The sequence below is a fragment of the Methylosinus trichosporium OB3b genome (genome assembly GCF_002752655.1).
GTDB classification, from domain to species: domain Bacteria; phylum Pseudomonadota; class Alphaproteobacteria; order Rhizobiales; family Beijerinckiaceae; genus Methylosinus; species Methylosinus trichosporium.
Genome location: NZ_CP023738.1, coordinates 37197 through 59774, shown reverse-complemented (window position 1 = coordinate 59774; position 22578 = coordinate 37197). Strand labels below are relative to the sequence as shown.

The following is a 22578-nucleotide window of genomic DNA, read 5'->3' as shown; positions in this document are numbered from 1 at the left end:
AGCTCCTGCTCGGCGCGCAGGATTGAGCGCGCTACCCTCCCCTTCAGGGGGAGGGTCGGCCGGCGAAGCCGGACGGGGTGGGGTGAATCCCCGAGACTCGGGGAGCACTCCCTCCCGAGCGCCTATGGCGCTCGACCTCCCCCCCCAGGGGGAGGTGGGAGCGCCTCATCCTGCTTGTTCACGGCCTTCGACAGTCCTGACGCTTGAACGATCGCGAAGCCGTCCGGGCAGCGATGGGCGAGATGGTCCAGCGCGGCCTCGAGATCGCCCGGCGCGTGCGGATTCAGCTCGATCGTCCGCGCGTCGATGACAGCGAAGGCCGAAGCCGGCCGCAGGACATAGACGGGCGCCGGCCACAGCGGCGCGAGCGCCGCGGCCAGTGCGCCGTCCGGCGCCAGCACGGCCACCGGACGCGCCGCGCCGCTGCGATCGGCTGGACGCGGCCGCCATTCGCGCGTGAGCAGCTCTATGCGCGCCGGCTCGGCGCTGCGCGGCGGGGCCTGCTTCTCGCGGCGCGGCTCGGGCGCCGGCGGCGTCGGCAGCCAATGGCGCTCGCGGCGGAACGGATAGGACGGCAACTCGATGAGGCGCGCGTCCGTCGCGCCCGCCAGATCGCTCCAATCCACCTCCGCGCCGGCGACCCAGCGGCGCGCCAGCTCGGGGAGATCGGCCGCGGCGAGGAGGCGCGCGATCTCGGCGCGGCCCTCCTCGCCTTCCGACCAGCGCGCCCCCGACGCCTCCGGAGCCGCAGCGAAGAGAACGCCGGACTCCGCCGCGCCGGCGAGCCAGTCCGACAGACGCGCGCAGAGATCGGCGACATCCGCGGCGACGACCGCGAGACGCGCGTCCATCGCCTGCCGGCCGACCCGCAGCGTATGCGCGACATCGTCGAGGCGCGGCGGGTCGGAGCGCAGCCGCTCGACCAGCGCCGTCGTCATCACGCGCAGCCGCTCGGCGTCGCGCGCCGACAGGACGACGAGCTCCGCGCCCAGCCGCGGCGCCGCGCGCGGCGAGGCGGGATGATCCTCGATGACGAGATGGGCGTTGGCGCCGCCGGCGCCAAAAGAACTGACACCTGCGCGTCGCGGCGTCTCGCGCGCTGGCCAGGGCAGCGGCGCGGCCGGCAGGACCAAGCGCGCGTCGTCGAGAGCGAGCAGCGGATTGGGCTCTTCGGCGTGGCGCAGCGGCGCGATCGTCTCGTGACGCAATTGCAGCAGCAGCTTGGTCAGGCCGGCGATCCCCGCCGCCGATTCGAGATGACCGATATTGGCTTTCAGCGCGCCGATCGCGCGCGGCGCGCCCTCGTGCGCGGCGAAGACCTCGCGCAGCGCGCCGATCTCGATCGGATCGCCGAGCGCCGTGCCGGTGCCATGCGCCTCCACCACGTCGATCGTGTCGGGCGAGACGCCGGCGCGCGCCAGCGCGGCGCGGATCACCTGCGCCTGCGCCTTGGGATTGGGCGCCGTGAAGCCGGAGCTGCGGCCGCCCGAATTGATCGCGCTCCCGAGGATGACGGCCTCGATGCGGTCGCCGTCGCGGATTGCCGCTTCCAGCGGCTTCAGCAGCACGGCGCCGACGCCTTCGCCGTCGACGAAGCCGTCCGCCCCCGCCCCGAAGGCGCGGCATTCGGACCCATGCGAGACCATGCGCGCCTGCGACAGATGCACGAGCTGGCGCGGATGCAGGATGAGATTGACGCCGCCGGCGAGCGCCGCGCCGCATTCGCCGCGGCGAAGACTTTCGCAAGCGAGATGAATGGCGGTGAGCGAGGCCGAGCAGGCGGTGTCGACGACGAGGCTCGGCCCCGAGAAATCGAGAAGGTGGGAAATGCGATTGGCGATCGACCAGAAATTGGTCGAGGCCGCATTGGCGTGCCCCGCCGCGACCGCTTCCGCCGCCACCCATTGATAGGGAACATTCATGGCGCCGACGAAGACGCCGACGTCGCCGCCCTGCGGCCGCGCGGCGGCGCGGCGCAGGCGATCGGGCGCATAGCCGGCCTGCTCCAGTGTCGTCCAGGCGGTTTCGAGGAAGAGCCGCTCCTGCGGGTCCATCGCCTCCGCCTCGAGCGGCGAGAGCGAGAAGAACAGCGGATCGAAGGCGCCGATGTCGCCGTCGAGGAAGCCGGCCCATTTGGTGTAGCTGCGCCCCTCGCCGCCAGCGGGATCGAAGCTCGCGTCGGCGTTCCAGCGCTCCGGCGGAACCTCGCGGATGGCGCTGCCGCCCGCGCGCAGAAGCTCCCAGAAACGCTCGGGATCGGGTCCGCCCGGATAGCGACCGGCAAAGCCGATGATGGCGATCGGCTCCTCGCCCGCCTCCCGCCGCTGCGGCGCGGCGAGGAGCGGCGCCGTCTCGGCGCCGGCCGGCGCGGCGGGTTGCGCGGCGAAGAGGCGCGCGACGCGCTCGCCATGGGTCGAGAGCAGAAAATCGGCGAGGCGCGCGAGCGTCGATTGCTCGAACAGCAAGGTCGCCGGGAGGCCGGGGAAATCGGGATCGAGCCGATTGCGGACCTCGAGCGCGGTCAGCGATTCGAGCCCATAGCGGTCGAAGCTCTCCTTGAGGCGAATCTCCTCCGCATCGACCTTCAGCACATCGGCGAGGACCCGGCGCAGATGATCCTGCAGCCGCGCCGCGACATCCACCCGCACAGCGCTCGCTTCGTTTTCGGCGATGAGGAGCGCATGCGGCGCATCGGCCTCCTCGGCGCCGATGGCGCGGACCGCGGCGAAGCCCGCCTCTGCGAGCAGATCGCGCCAGGCGCCGACCGAGCACAGCGGCGAGAACGGAATGCGCCGACCGGACTGGCGATCGGCGGCGCGCCACCAGCCCGGCGTCAGGCCGAACACCAGCGTGCCGAAATCCGAAGCCCGCGTCGCCTCCGACAGCAGCAGACGGCCGCCCGGCCGCAGCAGGCGCTTCACGCGCCGCAGCGTCTCGGCGAGATCGGCGGTCGCATGCAGCACATTGGCGGCGAGCGCGATGTCGAAGCCGACGCCCGCGGCCTCGATATCCTCGTCGCGCTCTATGTCGAGGATGGAAAAGCGCAGCCCCGGCCGCTCGCCGAAGCGGGCGCGGCCATGGCTCGCGAAACGCTGCGAGACGTCGGTCGCGAGATAGTCGACCGGGCGCGTCAGCGCATTGAGCACGGCGGCCGTCGTGCTGCCGGTGCCGGCGCCGATCTCGAGCACCCGCAGCGGCGCCGCGCTGGCCTCGGCCGCCGCGGCGACCTCGGCCGCGACGAGACGGTTGAAGCGGTCGGCCAGCGGATGATCGGCATAGGCCGCCTCGACCAATCGCATCGACGCCTCGGGAAAGAGGATCGCGACCGGATCGACCTCGCCGCGCAGTAGCGCCGGATAGGCGTCGAGACAGGCCTGCAGCAAGCGCCGCGGCCCGGCGAGCCAGGGCGCGCCGCGCTCGGCCGCATCGAGTGCGCGCCGCGCCGTCTCGATGTCGGGCGTTTCGTGAGCGAGGCGCCAGAGCCCGTCGCGCGACTCGATGAGCGCGTCCTGCGCCAACGCCTCCAGCAGCGCGGTGAGCAGCGTCTTGTGGCGCTCGGCGACGCCGAGGCGGCGGCGCAGCCCTTCGAAGGTCCAGGCCTTGCCTTCGGCGCCGGCGGCCATCTCGCCGAGAAGGCGGCAAAGCACGACGCGTCCGTAGCGCTCGAGCGCCGCGAAGGGCGCCTCGATCGGCGCCGCGCCGACGGCCGGCTCGCGATCGAGCCCGAGCCGCAGCAGCGCCGCCGGCTCGGCCCGCAGAAGGGCCACGCGATCCTCGGTCCCGGCCAGCACCGAGGCCAAAGCCTCGATCCCTTCGGCCGGCCGGATCGGGCGCACGCCCTGCCGTGCGAGGCTCTCGAGATAGGCCTCGCCGCTGACGATGCCGATCTCGCCCCAGAGGCCCCAATCGGTCGTGACCACCCGCCAGGATTTTTCCGCCGCGAGCGCGGCGGCATAGGCGTCGACGAAGCTCGAGCCGGCGACATAATTGGCCTGACCGCGCGAGCCGGAGACGACATTGACCGAGGAGAGAAAGGCCAGAAAGCGCAGATTCTCGCCTGCGAGCGCCTCGGCCAGATTGACGGCGCCCGCGAGCTTCGGCGCGAGGACCGCGCGGAACGTCTCCTCGTCCATGCGGGCGATGGTGCGGTCGCGCAGCACCAGCGCCGCATGGATCGCCGCATCGATGCGGCCGAAAATTCCGCGCAATTCGGCGACGGCGCGGTCCATGGCGGCGCGATCGGTCGCGTCGGCCTCGAGATAGCGCAGCTCGCCGAGCCCCGTCTCTTCAGCGGCGAGGCGCGCCGCGACCTCGGCGAAGGGCCGGCGGCCGATGAGCGCGACGCGTGCGCCGCATTCGCGCGCCAGATAGGCGCCGAGCGCGAGGCCGATGCCGCCGGCGCCGCCGACGATCATCACCACCGCGCCGGGCTCGATCGGCGGCGTCGGCGCCGGCGGCTCATAGGGCGCCATGATCTCGACATGGCGGACGCCCCGCCGCCAGGCGACCGCCTGCGCGGGCAGAAGCGCGCTCTCGCCGAGGAGGCGCGCGGGATCGAGCGCCGCGAGGCTCGCCGCGTCGACATCGATCAGCGCGACCGCGAGGCCCGGATATTCGAGCGCCAGCGATTTGGCGAGGCCGACGACCGCGCCGGCGCGCGGATCGGGCCGCTCCCGCGGCGTGAGGCCGTGCAGATCGCGCGTCACGACGAAGAGGCGCAGCCCGCCGCCGAGCCGGCCGGCGCGGTCCAGCGCCTGCGCCGCGCGCAGCAGCGCGAGCGCCATCGCCTCGGCCTCCGCCGCAAGATCGTGTCGCGGATCGCCCACGGCGATCCAGACGAGATCGCGTCCCGCGAGCAGGCCCGGCAGGACGGCGGGATCGTTGCGCCATCGCCATGAGGCGACGCGGTCTTTTCCGAAGGCTTCCGCGAGGCCGAGATCGTCGCCGCCATGGGCGAGGAGGACGTCCGTCCCGGCCGTCATCGTCGCGCCGAGCGGCTCCGCTTTCCATGCCGGCCGGCGGATCGTCAGCTGGAGAGGCTCGACGCCGCGCGCGGGCCGCGGCCGCGCGGCGAGATGTTCGAGCCGCGCCAGAACGGCGCCCGCGTCGTCGCAGAGGGAAAGATCGAATGAGATTACGCCTTCGCCCCCCGCGCGCCGCTCGGCGAGGATGCGGCGGGTGTGCGCAAGATCGCCGAAGCGGGCGAGGCGCGCGAGGCTGAAGGGCACGAACAGGCGCTCGGCCGCTTCGTCCGCGAAGCCGACGAGCGCCTGCAGCGCGGAGTCGAGCGCGTCCGGCGGCAGCGCCACGCCCGGCGCGGCCTCGGGCGGATCGATCCGCGCGATCAGCCGATCGCCGCTGATCTCGATCTTCGTCAGCCGGCGCAGGCTCGGCCCATAGTCGAGCCCGAGCGCGGCGAGCGCGGCGAAGACGCCCGGCGCCTCGAGCGTGCGCGTCGCCGCGCGCTCCGCCGTGTCGACCGTCCCGACCGGCCGGGCGCCTGCGCCGATCTCGCCCCGGCAGAAGGTCTCGCCCGCAGGGCCGGAAATCTCGAAGCGTGCGCCTTGCTCTGTGCGCCGCAGCGTCACAGTGACGTCGATTCCCTCGTCCGGGACCTCGAGCGGCGTCGACCAGACGATATCGGCCAGCGTGTCGGAGGGCGGCCCCGCGCGCTCCGCCGCGGCGCGGGCCATCTCGAGCTGCACGACGCCGGGAACCAGCAGACGCCCCTGCACGCGATGATCGCGCACGATCGCGTCAGCGGGCGAGAAGCGCTTCGTGAATCGGGCGCCGTCGAGCGACGGGAGAAGCGCATCGAGGAAAGGATGCAGCGTCGCGTCGGCGTGACGCGTCGGCGCCTCGATCCAATAGCGCCGGCGCATGAAAGGATGAGGCGGCAGCGGCGCGCGTTTCCCCGGCAAGGCGAGGGCGCGCCAGTCGATCGGCGCGCCGGCGAGAAAGGCGCGGGCCAGAGCCTCGAGGTCGGCATGTGCGGGCGGCGGGGGCGCCGCCCCTCCTCCTCCACGAGGACGAGCTTCGGCGCCGCGAGCAGCGCGGCCGCCTCGGCGCCGCTGCGCGCGATGAAGGCGAGGCGCGCCGCCATGGGCTCGCGCCCGATCTGCAGCGTGCGGCAGACATCGACGAAAGGAATATCGGTGCGGCGCAGGAACTCCGCCATGCGCTCCGCATAGGCGCGCAATTGCGCCTCCGTCCGCGCGGACAGCACGAACAGCCCCGGCGCGTCGTCCGCGCGCGCGGCGGGCGCCGGCGCGAAGGCCTCGACGATGAGATGCGCATTGGCGCCGCCGGCGCCGAAGGAGCTGACGCCGGCGCGCAGCGGCGCCGGGCCGGTCCAGGGCTCCAGCCGATGCTGAAGCCGGAACGGCGTCGCCGCGAAATCGATATTGGGATTCGTCGCCCCGTGCCGGCGCGTCGGGGTCAGCATGCGATGGCGCATCTGCAGCGCGACGCGCGTCAGCGCCGCGACGCCCGCCGCCGCTTCGAGATGGCCGATATTGGCCTTCAGCGAGCCGAGCGCGCAGGCGCCCGCCTCGCCGAAGGCGGCGACGAGTCCCGCGACCTCGATCGGATCGCCGAGCGCCGTGCCCGTGCCATGCGCCTCGACATAAGAGACGCTGGCGGCCGGAACGCCCGCGCGGGCGAGCGCCGCAGTGATCGCCGCGCCCTGCGCCTTGGGATCGGGAACGGTGTAGCCATTGGTCTTGCCGCCATGATTGGTCGCCCAGCCCCGGATCACCGCATGGACATGGTCGCCATCGGCGAGCGCGGCGGCGAGCGGCTTCAGGATCACCGCTCCGACGCCTTCGCCCGGCGCATAGCCGTCGCCGCCCTCAGTGAAGCTGCGGCAGCGCCCGTCGCTCGCCGCGAAGCGGCCCTGGCTGAGGCCGACATATTTCAAAGGATGCAGGCTGAGATTGACTCCGCCGGAGATGGCGACGGCGATCTCGCCGCAAGCGAGCGCCTGGCAGGCGAGATGGATCGCCGTCAGCGAGGAGGAGCAGGCGCTGTCGATCGCGAGGCTCGGGCCATGCAGATCGAACCAATAGGAGACGCGATTGGCGATCGACCAATAGGGCGCGGAGCCGCCGACCGCGCGCCCCGGCGCCGCCGCATCGGCGGCGAGCAGGGCATAATCGCCATACATCACGCCGACATAGACGCCGACCGCGCGCGGCGCCGGCGCCAGCGAGGCGCGCGTGTGGCCGGCGTCCTCGAGCGCCTCCCAGCAGGTCTCGAGGAAGAGCCGCTCATTGGGATCGATCGCCGCCGCCTCGCCGGGGGCGATCGAGAAGAACAAGGGATCGAAACCGTCGACGCCGCCGAGAAACCCGCCCCATTTGCTGTAGCTGCGGCCCGGTGCGCCGATCTGCGGATCGTAGAAGCCTTCGACCGGCCAGCGTTCCGGCGGGATTTCGACGATGAGATCGCGGTCGGCGCAAAGATTGTCCCAGAAGGCGTCGAGATTGTCCGCGCCCGGATAGCGCCCGGCCATGCCGATGATGGCGATTCCCTCGATCGGCGCGGTCGCTTCGGCGGCGGGCGGCGCCTCTTCCCGCGATGGCGCGACCGGCCCGAAGCGTTCGGCGAGAAAAGCGGCGGCGCTGCGCAAAGTGCGATGCTCGAACAGCAGCGTCTTCGGAACGCGCGGGTAGATCGCCGCGAGCTCGCCGTTCATGCGCGAGACGAGCAGCGAGTCGATCCCGTAATTCTCGAGCGGCCGATCGGGATGAATGCGCTCCTGCGGCATGGCGGTGGCGCGCGCGAGCATGCTGCGCAGCATCGCCAGCGTGTCGTCGACCATTCCGCCCGCTCGCTCGCTCGGCGCCGGCGCGGCGCCGAGCAGCGCCTCGGCTGTCTCCCGCTCCGCCGGCAGCACGAGAACCGCGCCCTCGGCGCCGGCGGCGTAGCGCGTGAAGAGTTCGAGCGCCTCCTCGGTCTCGAGGCTGCGCAAGCCCGAGCCTTCGAGCCGCCGCGCCAGCTCCTCGGCGCCCGGCGAGAGCCCGCCCTCGCGCCAGAACGGCCAGCCGATCGACAAAGTTCGCCCCGGCCCGCGGCGCGTCGCCGCAAAGCAATCGAGGAAGCGATTGGCGGCGGCGTAATCGGTCTGGCCTTCGTTGCCGAAGCTTCCGGCCAGCGAGGAGAAGAGAACGAAGAGGTCGAGGTCGTCGCCCGCGGTGGCGCGATCGAGCGCCAAAGCGCCGAGGAGCTTGGGCGCCAGCACGGCGGCGAAATCCTCGGGCGATTTATGGATGAGGAATTTGTCGCGCGTCGTCCCGGCCGCATGGAGAACGCCATCGATGCGGCCGAAACGCGCGCGCGCCGCCGCCGCCGCGGCCTCCACTTGCGCAAAGTCGGTCACATCGGCGCGAAGATAGAGCGCGTCGCCGCCCGCCGCGCGAATCTCGGCGATCAGCGCTTCGCTCGCCGGCCCCGGCGCGGCGCGGCCGATCAGCGCCAGCTGCGCCCCTTCGCGCGCGAGGCGCCGCGCAATATGTTTGCCAATGGCGCCGAGGGCGCCGGTCAGCAGATAGACCGCGCCCTCACGGACTGACCGTGACGCAGTCGGCGCGATCTCGCGGAAGACGCGGAACAGGCGCTCGCCGGCCGAGGGCCAGCAGGCCGCCCAGCCCGTTTGCGGCCAGCCGCCGGAGCCAAACAGCGCGGCGGTTTCGCGCGCGAGGGCGGCGACGAGCCCCGCCTCGTCACGATCGCCTATGGCGACCGCGGCGACGCGCAGCAGCGGGTTCTCGCGCGCCAGCGCCGCGCCGAAAGCCGCGGCAGGCTCGTGCAGCGCCGCGAGGCCTCCGACGGAGAAGGCGTGAATGAGGCTCGTGGCGGCCGGCGTCGCCGTCGCCAGCGCTGCCGCCAGCAGCGCGACCGAGACGAGACCGAGACGCAGATCGGCCGCGACCGCTTCCGCGCCGAGGCCGCGCAGCTCGAGCGGTTGCGAATGGTGTGACCAGAGGTGCCAGACGGCAGCTGGAAGCCGGCCTTCGCTGCGCAGCAAATCGACGAGGCGGCGATAATCTTCGGCGCTCGCGGGATCGATGGCGAAGCAGCGCTCCTCGAGCCTGCAAAAGCCCGCGCCCGGTCGCACCAATATCGCCGCATCGCCGAGACGGCGCCATAGCGCCTCGTCGCGATCGAAGAGAAGCAGCGCTCGGGGCGGCTCGGCGGGGGCGAGCGGGCGCGGCTCCCAGACCGGGGCAAAAGCGAGACACTCCCGATCCGTTGTCGTCGCGACGGCGATGCGAAGGGCGACGCCGCGCAGCTCCACGAGGGCGCGGCCGTCGGGGTCGACGAGGAGAATGTCGAGCGAGCGGCTGTCCTCGCCCGTCCGCCGCATCGCCACATGGGCGCAGCATCGGCCCTGCAGCGGAGCGTGAATGACGATTTCATCGACGCCGACCGGCAGCACGGCGCGCAGGCTCACCGCGTCCGCCATCATGGTTCCGATCGCGGCCTGAATGGCGCCGTCGAGCAGCGCCGGATCGAGCATCAGCGCCGGATCGCAAGGCTCTTGCGGCTCCAGTTCCGCGAACGCCTCCTGCGCATCGGCGCGCAGCGAGCGGATCACGCGCAAGGATGGGCCGTAGTCGAAGCCGAGCTCCGCGAAGGCGGCGTAGACGGCTTGCCGAGTGAAGCGCCGGCCCTCCTCCTCGCCGCGAGAAGCGAGCCTGAAGGCTCGCAGTTGGGGGCGCGCGTCGGATTGCGAGCCTTCAGGCTCGCTCTGATCCGCCGCGGCGACGAAACCTTTCGCATGCAGCGTCCCATCGGGGGCGTGCAGGGCGAAGGCGCCGTCGCGCTCGAAACGGATCGCCGCCTGCGCGCCGGCGCGCAGCGGCGCCTCGAAGCGCAGTTTCGACAGCCGGCCGACCGGCCGGCCGAGCGCGCGGCTTCCCGCGGCGCGGATGATCTCGATCAGCGTCGCCGCCGGCAGTAGAGCGGCGCCGCCGAAGCGATGCGCCTCGAGACGCCCGTCCTCGGCGTGGATCGCGAGGCGCATGGCGTCGCCCGGCGGGCCAGGCGTCAGCAAGGGATGGCGCGCGGGCGCCGGCTGGGCGAAGCCGGAGGGCAGCCGGCGCGTCGGAAAGCGGATACGCGCGAAAGGATAGCCGGGCAGCGCCAGCCGCCGCGCGCCGGGCGCGGCGAGCAGCGACCAATCGCCATCGCCGCCGCGCAAATAGCAAGCGGCGATGCAATCGAGATCGCGGACGGGCGCCGCGAGCAGCGTGGCCAGCTCGGCGCTCTCCGCACGCGCCGGCAGAGCGATGGCGGCGCCTGCTTCCTCGCGTCGCAACCATTGCGCGACCTCTTCGAGCGAAGCGGCGACGAGCGCCTGCCGATGCTCGAAATGCGAGCGACCATGGGCGAGTGTGAAGGCGAGATCGGCGAGGCGCGCGCGATGCGTGTCGAGCCAATCGGCGAGGTCGCGCCGGCGGGCGGCGAGCGCCTCCTCGCTGCGGGCGGACAGCAGGATCAGCGCCCGCCCCGGCGCCTCCGCTGCGACAGGAAGGCTCGGCGCCTCGCCGATGATCGCATGGGCGTTGGTTCCGCTGAAGCCGAAGGAGCTGACCGCGGCGAAGCGCGGCGAGGCCTCCCAGACCTGCGCGGCGCGCGGGACGAAGAAGGGGCCGGAGTCGAAATCGATCTCCGGATTGGCGCGGGCGAAATGCAGCGACGGCGGGATGACTCCCGCGCGCACCGCGAGCATAGCCTTGATGAGGCCGGCGACTCCCGCCGCCGCGAGCGTGTGGCCGATATTGGTCTTCACAGAGCCGAGGGCGCAGAAGCCGCGCTGCTCGGTCGCCGCGCGGAAGGTCGCGGTCAGCGCCGCCACCTCGATCGGATCGCCGAGCTGCGTCCCGGTGCCATGGGCCTCGACGAGGCCGATGCGCTCGGCGCCGACGCCCGCGCGGGCGAGAACGGCGCGCTCGAGCTCGGTCTGCGCGGCGCCGCTCGGCGCGGTGATGCCGCTGCTGCGCCCGTCCTGATTGATCCCGGTCGCCTTGATGACCGCGACGATATGATCGCCATCCGCGATGGCGGCGCCGAGCTTCTTCAGCGCCAGGACGCCGCAGCCCTCCCCGGGCGCAAAACCATCGGCGGAGGCGTCGAAGGCGCGGCAGAGGCCGGTCGGCGACAGCATTCCGGCGTCGTCGAGAAAAGCGTGCAGGCGCGGCTCGTTCATCAGCACCGAGACGCCGCCGGCGAGCGCCATCTCGCAATCGTCGGCGAGCAGCGCGCGGCAGGCGAGATGCACCGCCACCAGCGAGGAGGAGCAGGCCGTGTCGACCGGCAGGCTCGGCCCTTTGAGGTCGAGCAGATAGGAAAGGCGCGCCGAAAGGATCGCCGCCGATCCGCCGAGCGAGGAGAGGCTGTCATTGTCGCAGACGCCATAGCCGTCCGGCGCGACGCCGACAAAAATCGCGCAGCGGCGGCCGGCGAGGCTGCGGCGGCCATAGCCGGCGTTCTCGAGCGCGTTCCACGCCTCCTCGAGGAAGATGCGCTGCTGCGGGCTCATCGCCTCGGCTTCGCGCCAGGAGAGATTGAAGAACTCCGGATCGAAAATATCGTGATCGTCGAGGAAGCCGCCGCGGCGCAGCGTTTCGGCTTCAGCGCCGTCCCAGCGGCCGGCGGGCGCCGCGCCGACGGCGCAGCGTCCGGCGAGGAGATTGTCCCAGAAGGCGTCCGCATCCGGCGCGCCGGGGAAGCGGCAGGAAAGGCCGATGACGGCGATGTCGGTTTCGGCGACAGGCGCCGGCGCGCTCGAGGAGGCGCGCCCACCTCCCCCTCGAGGGGGGAGGTCGACCGCCAAAGGCGGGCGGGAGGGGGTGGGGCCGCCGCCGAGTCCGTGCTGTGCGACCCCACCCCGTCCGGCTTCGCCGGCCGACCCTCCCCCTGAAGGGGAGGGTGGAGCGCCCGCGGCGGCGAGCGTGGGGCGCAGTCGCGCGGCGAGGCCTTCGAGGGTCGCGCAATCGAAGATTTCGCTCGGCCGCAGATCGGCGCCGAGCTCCTGGTTCAGCGCGGCGACGAATTGCGGCGCGACGATCGAATCGACGCCGTAGTCGCTCAAGGGCCGGTCCGCCGCGATCTCCCGCGCCGCGAGGCCGAGCAGCGCGGCGAGCCGCGCCGCCAGCAGGGATTCGAGGTCGCCTCGCAAGGCGACCGCCGAGGCCGCCGGCGCGGGCAAAGGCGGCGGCTCCTCCCGGCGCACCGCTGTCGCCGCGCCGGCCTCGGCGACGAACAGGCATTGAAACGAGCTTTCGGCCGGCTCGGTCCAGGCGAGCACCGCCGGCGCGGAAAATCCCGCCGCCGTCAGCGCGCGGCGCCAGCCCTCCGGCGAGAGCACGGGGCCGCCCGGCAGCCGGGCCTCCTCGTCCTCGAACGCCCACCAGCCGTCCAGCAGGCCGAAGGTCGCCGTCGCATAGGCGCCGGCGCGGGTCAGCTCGCTCAGCAGCAGCAGGCCGCCCGGCGCGAGCAGCTCGCCGACATGGGCGAGCGAAGCCGAAATGCGGCGGGTGGCGTGCAGCACATTGGAGCCGATGACGACGTCATAGGCGTGGGGCGCGAAGCCCTGCGCCTGCGGGTCGGCCTCGAGATCGAGGACGCGTCCGCGAACGAATTCGCGCCCGGCGCCATGGGTGCGCAGGCCGAATTGCACGAAGCCCGGCGAGACGTCGGTGTAATCATAGGCGACGAATGCGGCGTGCGGATCGAGCGCCGCCAGCACGTCGCGGCTGACGCCGCCGGTGCCGGCGCCGACCTCGAGCAGGCGGACCGTCGCCTCCGGCGCCTGCGCATGCCGCGCCAGCACGGCGCTGAGGGCGGCGCGGGCGGTCAGCGCGTTGAAATGATCGCTCCAGGGATTGCCGCGATAGATCTGCTCGACCAGCTCCATGCCGCCGCCCGGAAACAGCACGTCGCTGGCGAGCGCCCGGCCCTCCAGCACATCGCGAAGATGGGCGACGCAATGATCGAGCAGCCGCACATGCGGCGCGAGCTCGGGCGCCCGCCGCAGCAGAGCGGCGCGCTCGGCCTCGACATCGGCGCTCGCCGGCCCGAGCAGGAAGGGCGCGAGCGCGCGCGCCAGCCGCGCGTGCCGGGGGCGAGCGATGGCGGAAAGATCGCAGCCGGCCGCCGCGCGCCGCAGCAGCGCCCGCGCATAGGGCTCGAGGAGAAGGAAGGGGTCACTGCGCGCCGTCACGAGGCGGCTCCGAGATCTTGCAGCACGGCCTCCAAAAGGCTGACGGCGCCGGTCCGCTCCGCCGGCTCGTCCTGCGGCCAGCAGCGCCGGCGCTCGAACGAATAGGTCGGCAGCGACACGCGGCGGAAACGGCCCGGCGGGAACAGTGCGTCCCAATCGGGCGCGCCGCCGGAAAGATAGACCGAGCGGGCCTCGCGCAGCGCGGGCGGCGCGGCTTGCGTCTCGCCCTGCGCCAGAGCGGTCGCGAGACCGGCGGAGTCGCGCGCCGGCACGGCGGCGCGATGGTCGAAATGGGTGCGGCCCTGCGCCAGCGTCGCGCAAATATCGAAGAAGGACGTGCGGCCGCCGTCCGCGCGCAGCCACTCGGCCATGCTCGCGAGCAGGCGCTGCAGCGCCGCCTCGCTGCGCGCCGAGAAGACGGCGAGGCGCCAGTCTTCCGAAGTCGCGGCGGGAGCCGGCTCCGGCGCCGCCTCGAGCACGAGATGCGCATTGGTCCCGGAAAAGCCGAAGCTGTTGACGGCGCCGCGCCGCGGCCCTCCGCGTTGCGGCCAGGGGCTCGTTTCGCGCGGAACGAGGAAGCCGCCGCAATCGGCGCCGATATGCGGATTGGCGCGGGCGAAATGCAGCGCCGGCGAAACCACGCCGCGCCGCAGCAGCAGCGCGAGCTTGATCAGCCCGGCGATCCCGGCCGCCGCGAGGCAATGGCCGATATTGGCCTTGACCGAGCCGATGGCGCAGCCCGCCGCCGCCGCCCCGAACGCCGCTTTCAGCGCCTCGATCTCGATCGGATCGCCGAGCGTCGTGCCGGTGCCGTGCAGCTCGACATAGCCGAGCGTCTCGGGGGGCAGCGCGAAACGTTGCTGCGCGAGCTCGATCAGCGCCGTCTGCGCCTTGCCGTTCGGCGCGGTGACGCCATTGCTGGTCCCGTCCTGATTGACGGCCGCGCCCTTGATGAGCGCGACGATGGAATCGCCGTCGCGTTTCGCATCGGCGCGGCGCTTCAGCACGATCGCGCCCACCGCCTCGCCGGGGACGAAGCCGTCGGCGCTCGCGTCCAGCGTGCGGCAACGGCCGCTCGGCGACAGCATGCCGGCCCCGCTGCCCGCGATATAGAAATCTGGGGTGGTCATCACCGCGACGCCGCCGGCCAGCGCCATGTCGGTCTCGCGGCGCATCAGGCTCTCGCAGGCGAGCTGCACGGCGACGAGCGAGGAGGAGCAGGCGGTGTCGACCGACAGCGAGGGACCGTTGAGATCGAGCCGATAGGCGACGCGGCCGGCGAGCATGGAGGCCGAATTGCCGATGAAGCTCTGCGCGTCGGGCAGGCGGCCGCGGCGGCGCAGCAGGCTCTCGTAATCCCCCGCCGCGCAGCCGACGAAGACGCCGCAGCGCCTGCGGCTCGGATGCGGCCCGCCATAGCCGGCGTCCTCGAGCGCGCGCCAAGCCTCCTCGAGGAAGAGCCGCTGCTGCGGGTCCATCGCCGCGGCGTCCGCCGGCGACAGGTTGAAGAACAGCGGATCGAAGAGGTCGATACGATCGAGGAAGCCGCCGGCGGGACAAAGGGTTTTCCCCGGCCGGCCCGGCGTCGGATCATAAATCGCCGCATGGTCCCAGCGATCGGCCGGCGGCGGGCCGACCGCGTCACGGCCGGCGATGATCGCCGCCTCGAAAGCGGCGATGGTCTCTGCGCCCGGGAAACGGCCGGAGAGGCCGATGATGGCGATGTCGTCGTCCCAGGCCGAGGCGCGCCCCCTCCTCGCCGCTCCCCCGTTTGGCGCTATCGGATTCACATATCGCGCGACCCCGCTGCCGTGATGGCCGGGCTTGTCCCGGCCATCCACGCCGAGCCGCTGGGCAATATGGGGAGTACACCCGCTGTCGATGGAGGTCGGCTCGCGTCGGGCGACGCCTCGGCTTACGGGCGTGGATGGCCGGGACAAGCTCGGCCATGACGTCGCGGGGGGGCCAGAATGGGCGCGTGCGACAGCGCTGCGCGCTTCATCGGCGGCTCGCGGCGCCTCGCACGCCGCCCTCTCCCGCGGAGCGGGGGAGGGTGAGGGAGGGGGAACTACCCCATGATGCGCAGCCAAATGCTCGGCCAACGCCTCGGCGGTCGGGTGGCTGAACAGGATCGTCGGCTTGAGGGCGACGCCGAAACGTTCCGACAGCGCCGCGACCAGATCGACGCTGATCAGCGAATCCGCGCCATAATCGGCGAAGCTGCGATCGGGCCGCAGCTGCTCGGGCCGCATCTCCAGCGTCTTCGCCGCCACGGCGCGAACCGCCTCGACCAGTGTATCCGCGCGCGCCGCCGCCACGGGCGCCGTCGCGACGATCACCGTGTGGCGGAACTCCTCGGGCCGCGCGCCGCCGATCCCTTCGAGTCGCACATCGGCGAAGCCCGCGGCGCGCAGGCGGCGCGCCCAGCCCGGCGCGTCGAGCAGCGGCGTATGCGGCAGGCGCGCATCGGCAAAGCCCCACCAGCCGTCGAGCAGGCCGAAAGTGGCGATGGCGAAATCCGGCGGCGCCGTCATCTCATAGAGCACCAGCGCGCCGCCCGGCGCGAGCAGCGACCGGAGCCGCGCGCCGGTCTCCTCGAGATCGGAGGTCACATGGACCACATTGGCGCCGAGCACGATGTCGAAGCCGCCGGGCGCGAGGCCCTGTTCGGCGGGATCGCGGGCGAGGTCATAGGCGCCGAAGCGAACGAAGGGATAGCGGCTCGAAAAGCGCTGCTCGCCATGCAGCGCGAAGGCGCGCGAGACGTCGGTGTAGAGATAATCCGCCGCGACGCCGCCGGCCGAGAGCGCGGCGAGCACCGCTTCGCTCGTGCCGCCGGTGCCGGCGCCGACCTCGAGGATGCGCGCCTTCCGTCCCTGCGCGCGAGCGGCGGCCTCCGCCACCACGCGAGCAACCTCGGCGTTGCAATGCGCCGTCAGCCGGTCGCCGCGATAAATCCCTTCGACGAGGCTGGTCGAGGCGTTCGGAAACATCACCTCGGTCGCCGTCCGCTCGCCGCGCAGCACTTCCGCGTAATTGTCGACGCAGCGACGCAGCAGCGTCACATGCGGCCGAAGATCGGGATGCGCGGCTTCGAAAGCGGCCGCCTGCTCGTCGAGCTCCGACGGCGAGACGAGCGGCCCCGCCCGGCGCGCCAGATCGGCGATGGCGGCCGCCATTGCGGCGAGGCGGGGCTGCGTCTCGCGCAGAGCGTCCGCATTGCGCGCGGCGAAGGCCGCGACGAAGTCGCGGGTGAGCGCATCGAGCGCCGCATGTTCCTCGAGCGCGGCGTCGACCGCGGAGGTCTCGACGCCGAGGCTGCGCAGAACCTTCTCCTCCGCCTTCAGCACGAGGAGTTGTGCGGATGCGCCGCCGAGCGCGCGCTCGATCGCCGCCAGCCCTTCCGCAGTGGCGATCGGCTGCACGCCCTGACGGGCGAGACGGGCGTGATAGGCGGGGTCCGCCACTCGCCCGACCTCGCCCCAAAAACCCCAATTGATCACCGGCGCCGGGCAGCCGAGACGCGCCGCGGCGACCTTCGCGAAAGCGTCGACGAAGGCGCAGCCGGCGACATAATTCGCCTGCCCTGCATTGGCGGCGAAGGAATTGGCGGAGGAGAAGAAGGAGAGCCAGTCGAGCGCGTCGCCCGCGAGCGCCGCGACGAAATTCTCGGCGCCGCGGGTCTTCACATCGAGCGCGGCGTGGAAGGTCTCGGCCGTCATCTGCGTCAGCGACTGGTCGCGCATCACCATCGCCGCATGGATCGCGCCCGTGGGCGCGCCGAGACGCGCCTTCGCCGCAGCGATGGCGCGGCGCATCGAGACGGGATCGCAGGCGTCGGCGGCGAAAAATTCGACGATGCCGCCGAGCGCCTCGAGCCGGCGTTGCACGTCCGCGCCCGGCGGCGTGCGTCCGAACAGCGCCACCCTGCCGCCGTGGCGCGTCGCGACATGCGCAGCGAGCGCGAGGCCGATGCCGCCGATGCCGCCGAGGATGAAAGTGACGCCGCCCGGTCGGAAGGCCGGCCGCGGCGCCGCAGGGGCGACGGGATGCAGCGCGCGCACGAAGCGCCGCCCGTCGCGCCACAGGATTTCGCGCCCGAGCGAATCGCCCGGATCGGCGAGCGCAGCGGCGACATCGGCCGGCGTCTCGACCAGATGACAGCGCACGCGCCAGGCCGGGAATTCATGAGCGGCGACGCGCGCGAGGCCCATCGCCGCGGCGATCCACGGCGAGGGCCGGCCATCGGCGCAATGACCGAGAAGCGTGAGATCGAACGGCGCGCCGGACCCGCGCCGGGCGCGCTCGCCGACGAGCGCGAAGAGGCGATCGAGCGCCGCTTCATTCTCCTCGCAGAGGAAGAGGACGCCCTCCGCATCTTCGTCGCAATCCGTCTTCGGCAGCGTTGCGACAGCCGCGCGCATCAGTGGCTGCTCCTCGGCGCCGAGGAGCAGCGGCGCCTTCGCGCGCGCGCCAGGCGTCAAAGACGCGGGCGCCTCGCGCCAGCTCGGCTCGAAGAAGGGCGGCGGCTCGGGCAAGGCGATCGGCTCGCGCACGGCCGCGGCTCGATTTCCGAACAGCCGGCTCATGACGCCGCGCGGCTGCGGAGCCGCCGGCCGCGTCGCCAGCAGCCGGCCGGCGAGATCGCGGAAGACGAGGCAGAGCGCGCCCGATTCATCCTCGACGACGGCGTCGAAGCGGACGAGGCCGGGCGAGGACTCGCCCTCGGCGCGGCGGACGGCGATGCGGCAGCGCCCCGAAGGGCGGCGCAGGATCAGCGCCTCCTCGACTGCGAAGGGCAGCAGCGGCCCCTCCTCCTCGATCAGCGCCGCGGTGAGCTGCAGCACGCAATCGAGGAAGCCGGCCGCCGCGGCGCCCTCGCCGGCCTGCGCGACCGCCGTCGCCTGCGCGCCGGAGACGGCGTAGCTCTCGATGCGGCGGAAGGCCTCGCCATAGACGAGGCCGCGCGCGGCGAGGCGCTCGTAAAGAGCTTCGCCGGGGTGCGAGGGAGCGTCCGGACTCGCAGGAAAATGCGAGCCTGAAGGCTCGCGGTCCCGAGTCGGCGGCTGCTCGATGATCGCGCCGGTGGCGTGGACGACCTCGCCGCGCAGGAGATCGAAGCGCAGCCCTTCCGCCGCCGGCGACAGGCGGCACTCGGCGGCGAAGGACCCGTCCTCGACCGCGAGCGGGCGCAGCCAGGTGAGCCCGCGCAGGCCGAACAGTGGCGCGCGGCCGAGCCGCTCCATTGCTTCCGTCGCGCAGAGGATCGAGGCGACGCCCGGCAGCGTCGGAACGCCGTCGACCCGATGCTCCGCCAGGATCTTATCGGTCGCAACGATGGTGAGCGGCCAGCGCGCCTCGGCGCTCAGCGTCGGAGTCGCCTCGCCGAGAAGGCGGCGCGGGGCCTCCGGCAGCCAATGGCGCTCGCGCAGCAGCGGATGACCGGGCAGGCTCACGCGGCGCCGTGTCTCGCCGTCATAGAGCCGCGCGAAATCGATTGTCGCGCCCTGCATCCACAATTCGGCGAGCGCGTGGAGGTCGCGGCGCTCCAGCGCGCGCGCCAGCGCCGTCGCATCAGCCGCGCCGGCCTGCGCCAAGGCGAGCGGCCGCTCCAGCGCGCGCAGCAATTCCGCGCGATCGGCGACGACGACGGCGAAGCGCGCTTCCATCGCCTCGCGGCCGACGCCGAGCGTATAGGCGACATCGGCGAGATCCACGCCCGAGGCAAGCCGCTCACGCAGGCTGCGCGCCATCAGGGCGAGCCGTTCCGGATCGCGCGCCGACAAGGGGACGAGCCAGGGGCCGGAAGACGCCGTGGTCGGCGCGGGCTCCGGCGCCGCCTCCAGCACGATATGCGCATTGGCGCCGCCGGCGCCGAAGGAACTGACGCCGGCGCGGCGCGGGCCGTCGCCGTCCCAGTCTTCGAGCTGCTGCGCCACGCGAAACGGGCCGAGCGAAAAATCGATCTTCGGATTGGGCGGGCTCGCATGCAGCGAGGGGACGATCCGCCCATGTTGCAATTGCAGCACGGCCTTGGTCAGGCCGGCGATTCCGGCGGCGGCTTCGAGATGGCCGATGTTGGACTTCACCGAGCCGAGCGCGCAGGGCGCGGCGCGGCCCTCGGAAAGCGCGTCGGCGAGGCCGGCGATCTCGATCGGATCGCCGAGGCTCGTGCCGGTGCCATGGCATTCGACGTAAGAAATGCTCGCGGGCGGGGCGCCCGCGCTTCGTAGCGCGCGCGTCACCACTTGCGACTGCGCGCGCGGATTGGGGACGGTGTAGCCGGAGGTCTTGCCGCCGGCGTTGATCGCCGAGCCGAGAATGACCGCGCGGATCGAGTCCCCATCGGCGAGCGCCGCGGCGAGCGGCTTCAGCAGCACGATGCCGACGCCCTCGCCCTGCACGAAGCCGTCGCCGCCGTCGCCGAAGGCGCGGGTCGCCGGCCCATGCGAGAGCATGCCGGCGCGGCAGAGTTCCAAAGGCTGCTGCGGATGCAGCACGAGATTGACGCCGCCGGCGAGCGCGGCGCCGCATTCACCGCGACGAAGACTCTCGCAGGCGAGATGGATCGCGGTCAGCGAGGAGGAGCAGGCCGAGTCGATAGCGAAGCTCGGTCCTGAAAAATCGAAGGCGTAGGAGACGCGATTGGCGATCGACCAATGATTGGACTGCACGGGGACGCCGGCCGCGACGGCGTCGAATCCGACCAGCCGATAAGGCGCATGCATCGCTCCGGCGAAGACGCCGACGCCGCCCGCGCTCTCCTCGAGGCCGCGGCGCGTGTAGCCGGCGTCCTCGAGCGCCGCCCAGGCGCATTCGAGGAAAAGGCGCTGCTGCGGATCGATGAGCCGCGCCTCGCGCGGCGAGACGCCGAAGAACAGCGCGTCGAATGCGTCGACATCGGTAAGGAAGCCGCCCCAACGCGTGTAGCTCTTGTCCTTGCGCTGCGGATCGACGCTGTCGCGGATGTCCCAGCGATCCGCCGGCGCCTCGCTTATGCTGTCGCGCCCGTTCTGGAGATTGTCCCAGAACGCGGCGAGATCGCGCGCGCCAGGATAGCGGCCGGCCATGCCGATGATGGCGATCGGCTCGCAAGCGGCGCCGCCCCCACCATCTCCCTCTCGAGCGGCTGTCGGATTCACACATAGCGAAACCCTGCCGCCGTCATGGCCGGGCTCGTCCCTGCCATCCACGCCGAGCCGCTGCGAAACGGGAGGAAAACGCCTGCCGTCGTCGGCGTTCAGCTCGCGTCGGGCGACGTCTCGGCAGGGCTCGGGAGAACTCGCCGGAACGTCGATATCACGCCAACCTTGCGAGACGCCTCGGCGTGTCGGCGTGGATGGCCGGGACAAGCCCGGCCATGACGTCGAGGGGGCGAGGATGTGTGCATTTGCGCCATCTTCGGCGTCGCTCCGTTCGACGCCCTCGAGATGCGCGGCGAGGCGGCGCAGGCTGTTGTGCTCGAAGAGCACGGTGGAGCGCAGGCTCGGATAGCGCTCGCGCAGCTTTTGCGTGATGCTGCCGACGAGCAGCGAGTCGACGCCGAAGCTCTCATAATTGGCGTCGGGGTCGAGATCCTCCGGGGGCAGCTTCAGCACGCGGGCAAATAGATCGCGGGCCTCCTCCAGAGTGTCGTGCGGGCGCGGCGTGGTCGGTCGCGCCGGCGTCTCGATCCAATGGCGCGCGCGCTCGAACGGATAGAGCGGAAGCGGAATGCGGCGCGCGTCGAGATCGCGAAACAGCGGCGCCCAATCCACTCTTTCGCCCGTGAGCCACAGGCTCGCAGCGTCGAGCATCGGCCCTTCGCCGACGACCTCACGCGCGGATGAGAGCGCCTCGATCGCCTCCTCGCGGCTGGCGCAGGCGATGGCGAGACGATGCGCGAAGCGCTGGCGCCCCATGGCGAGCGTGAAGGCGACATCGACGAGATCGATGGCCGGCGCTGCGCGCAGATGCGCGGCGAGATCGCGCGCCATCGCCTCGAGGGCGCGCGGCGTCTTGGCGGAGAGAAGGAGCGGCAGGCGCGGAGCTTGGCGAAGCCGCTCGCGCGGGCGCGCGGGCGCCTGCTCGAGCACGACATGCACATTGGTTCCGCCGAGGCCGAAAGCGCTGACGCCGGCGCGACGCGGGCCGGGCTTGGGCCAGGGCGACAGCGATGTGTTGATGTAGAAGGGCGTCGTCTCGAGCGAAAGTTCCGGATTGGGCGCCGAGAAGCCGAGGGTCGGCGGCAGCACGCCATGATGAACGGCGAGCGCCGCGCGGATGAGGCCGGCGACGCCGCTCGCCACATGCAGATGGCCGATCGACGGCTTCAGCGCGCCGAGCGCGCAAGGCGTCGCGACGCCCTCGAAGGCGCGGGCCAGCGCGCGAATCTCGATCGGATCGCCGATCGGCGTCGCCGTGCCATGGGTCTCGACATAGCCGATCGTCTCCGCCGCGACGCCGGCGGCGGCCAGCGCCTCGCCGATGACGCGCGCCTGTCCCGCGACGCCCGGCGCGAGATAATCGGATTTATTCGCGCCGTCATTGTTGAGCGCCGAGCCGCGAATGACCGCATAGATCGCATCGCCGTCGGCGAGCGCGTCGCGGAGCAGCTTCAACACGACGACGCCGAGCCCGCTTCCCGGCACGGCGCCGTCGGCGGCGGCGTCGAAGGCGCGGCAGACGCCCGTGGCTGAAAGCATCAGGCCCGGCGCATGGCGATAGGCGCCCTGTGGCAGAGCGATGGAGCAGCCGCCGGCGATGGCCATGTCGCATTGGCCGCCGATCAGCGCCTCGGCGGCGGCGTGGACGGCGGCCAGCGAGCCGGAGGAAGCCGATTGAATCATCAGGCTCGGCCCTGTGAGGTCGAGCTTATAGGCGACGCGCGAGGCCGCATAATCCTTGTCGCGCGATGTCAGCTCGAAGAAAGCGTCGGCGACATCGGTCGCGGCGGGCGCCGGATAGCCGCTCTGCGCGATCGAGAGATAGGCGCCGATGCTGCCCTCTATGGTCCCCGGGCCGTAGCCGGCGTGCTCGAGCGCATGCCAGGCGACCTCGAGCAGCAGCCGCTGCTGCGGATCGAGCGACTGCGCCCGCGCCGGCGGATAGCCGAAGAAGCGGGCGTCGAAATCGGCGACGCCATCGAGAACGCCGAATGCCGGCGCGAGGCGCGGGTCGGCAAGATCCGCGTCGGAGAAGCCGGCCGCGCGCAGCGCCGCGGCGTCCTGCCGCGTGATGGCGCAGAGACCTTCGAGCTGATTGCGCCAGAAGGCGTCGACATCGGCGGCGCCGGGCAGCCGCGCCGCCATTCCGATGATGGCGACGAGGTCGCCGTCGTGATCCGTCACGGTCCCGTGCATCGGCGCTCC

2 protein-coding genes and 1 pseudogene are annotated in these 22578 nt (G+C 72.4%); all 3 read right to left on the bottom strand.

Annotated features, from left to right (window positions below; genetic code table 11):
- Nucleotides 1-122: 122 nt before the first annotated feature.
- The 3 genes and pseudogenes from CQW49_RS21495 to CQW49_RS21485 all read right to left on the bottom strand — a co-directional run bounded on the left by CQW49_RS21495 (nucleotide 123) and on the right by CQW49_RS21485 (nucleotide 22569).
- Nucleotides 123-5882: an SDR family NAD(P)-dependent oxidoreductase gene (locus CQW49_RS21495; protein ID WP_099831922.1), complete on the bottom strand. Its 5760-nt coding sequence runs from the start codon at nucleotides 5880-5882 to the stop codon at nucleotides 123-125.
- 170 nt (nucleotides 5883-6052) lie between these two features.
- A pseudogene (locus tag CQW49_RS25760) lies at nucleotides 6053-12922 on the bottom strand (SDR family NAD(P)-dependent oxidoreductase); the annotation flags it as partial.
- Nucleotides 12923-13224: 302 nt separating this feature from the next.
- Entirely contained in the window at nucleotides 13225-22569 is a 9345-nt protein-coding gene (locus CQW49_RS21485; protein WP_003612728.1) for an SDR family NAD(P)-dependent oxidoreductase, read from the bottom strand.
- Between the last annotated feature and the right edge of the window lie 9 nt (nucleotides 22570-22578).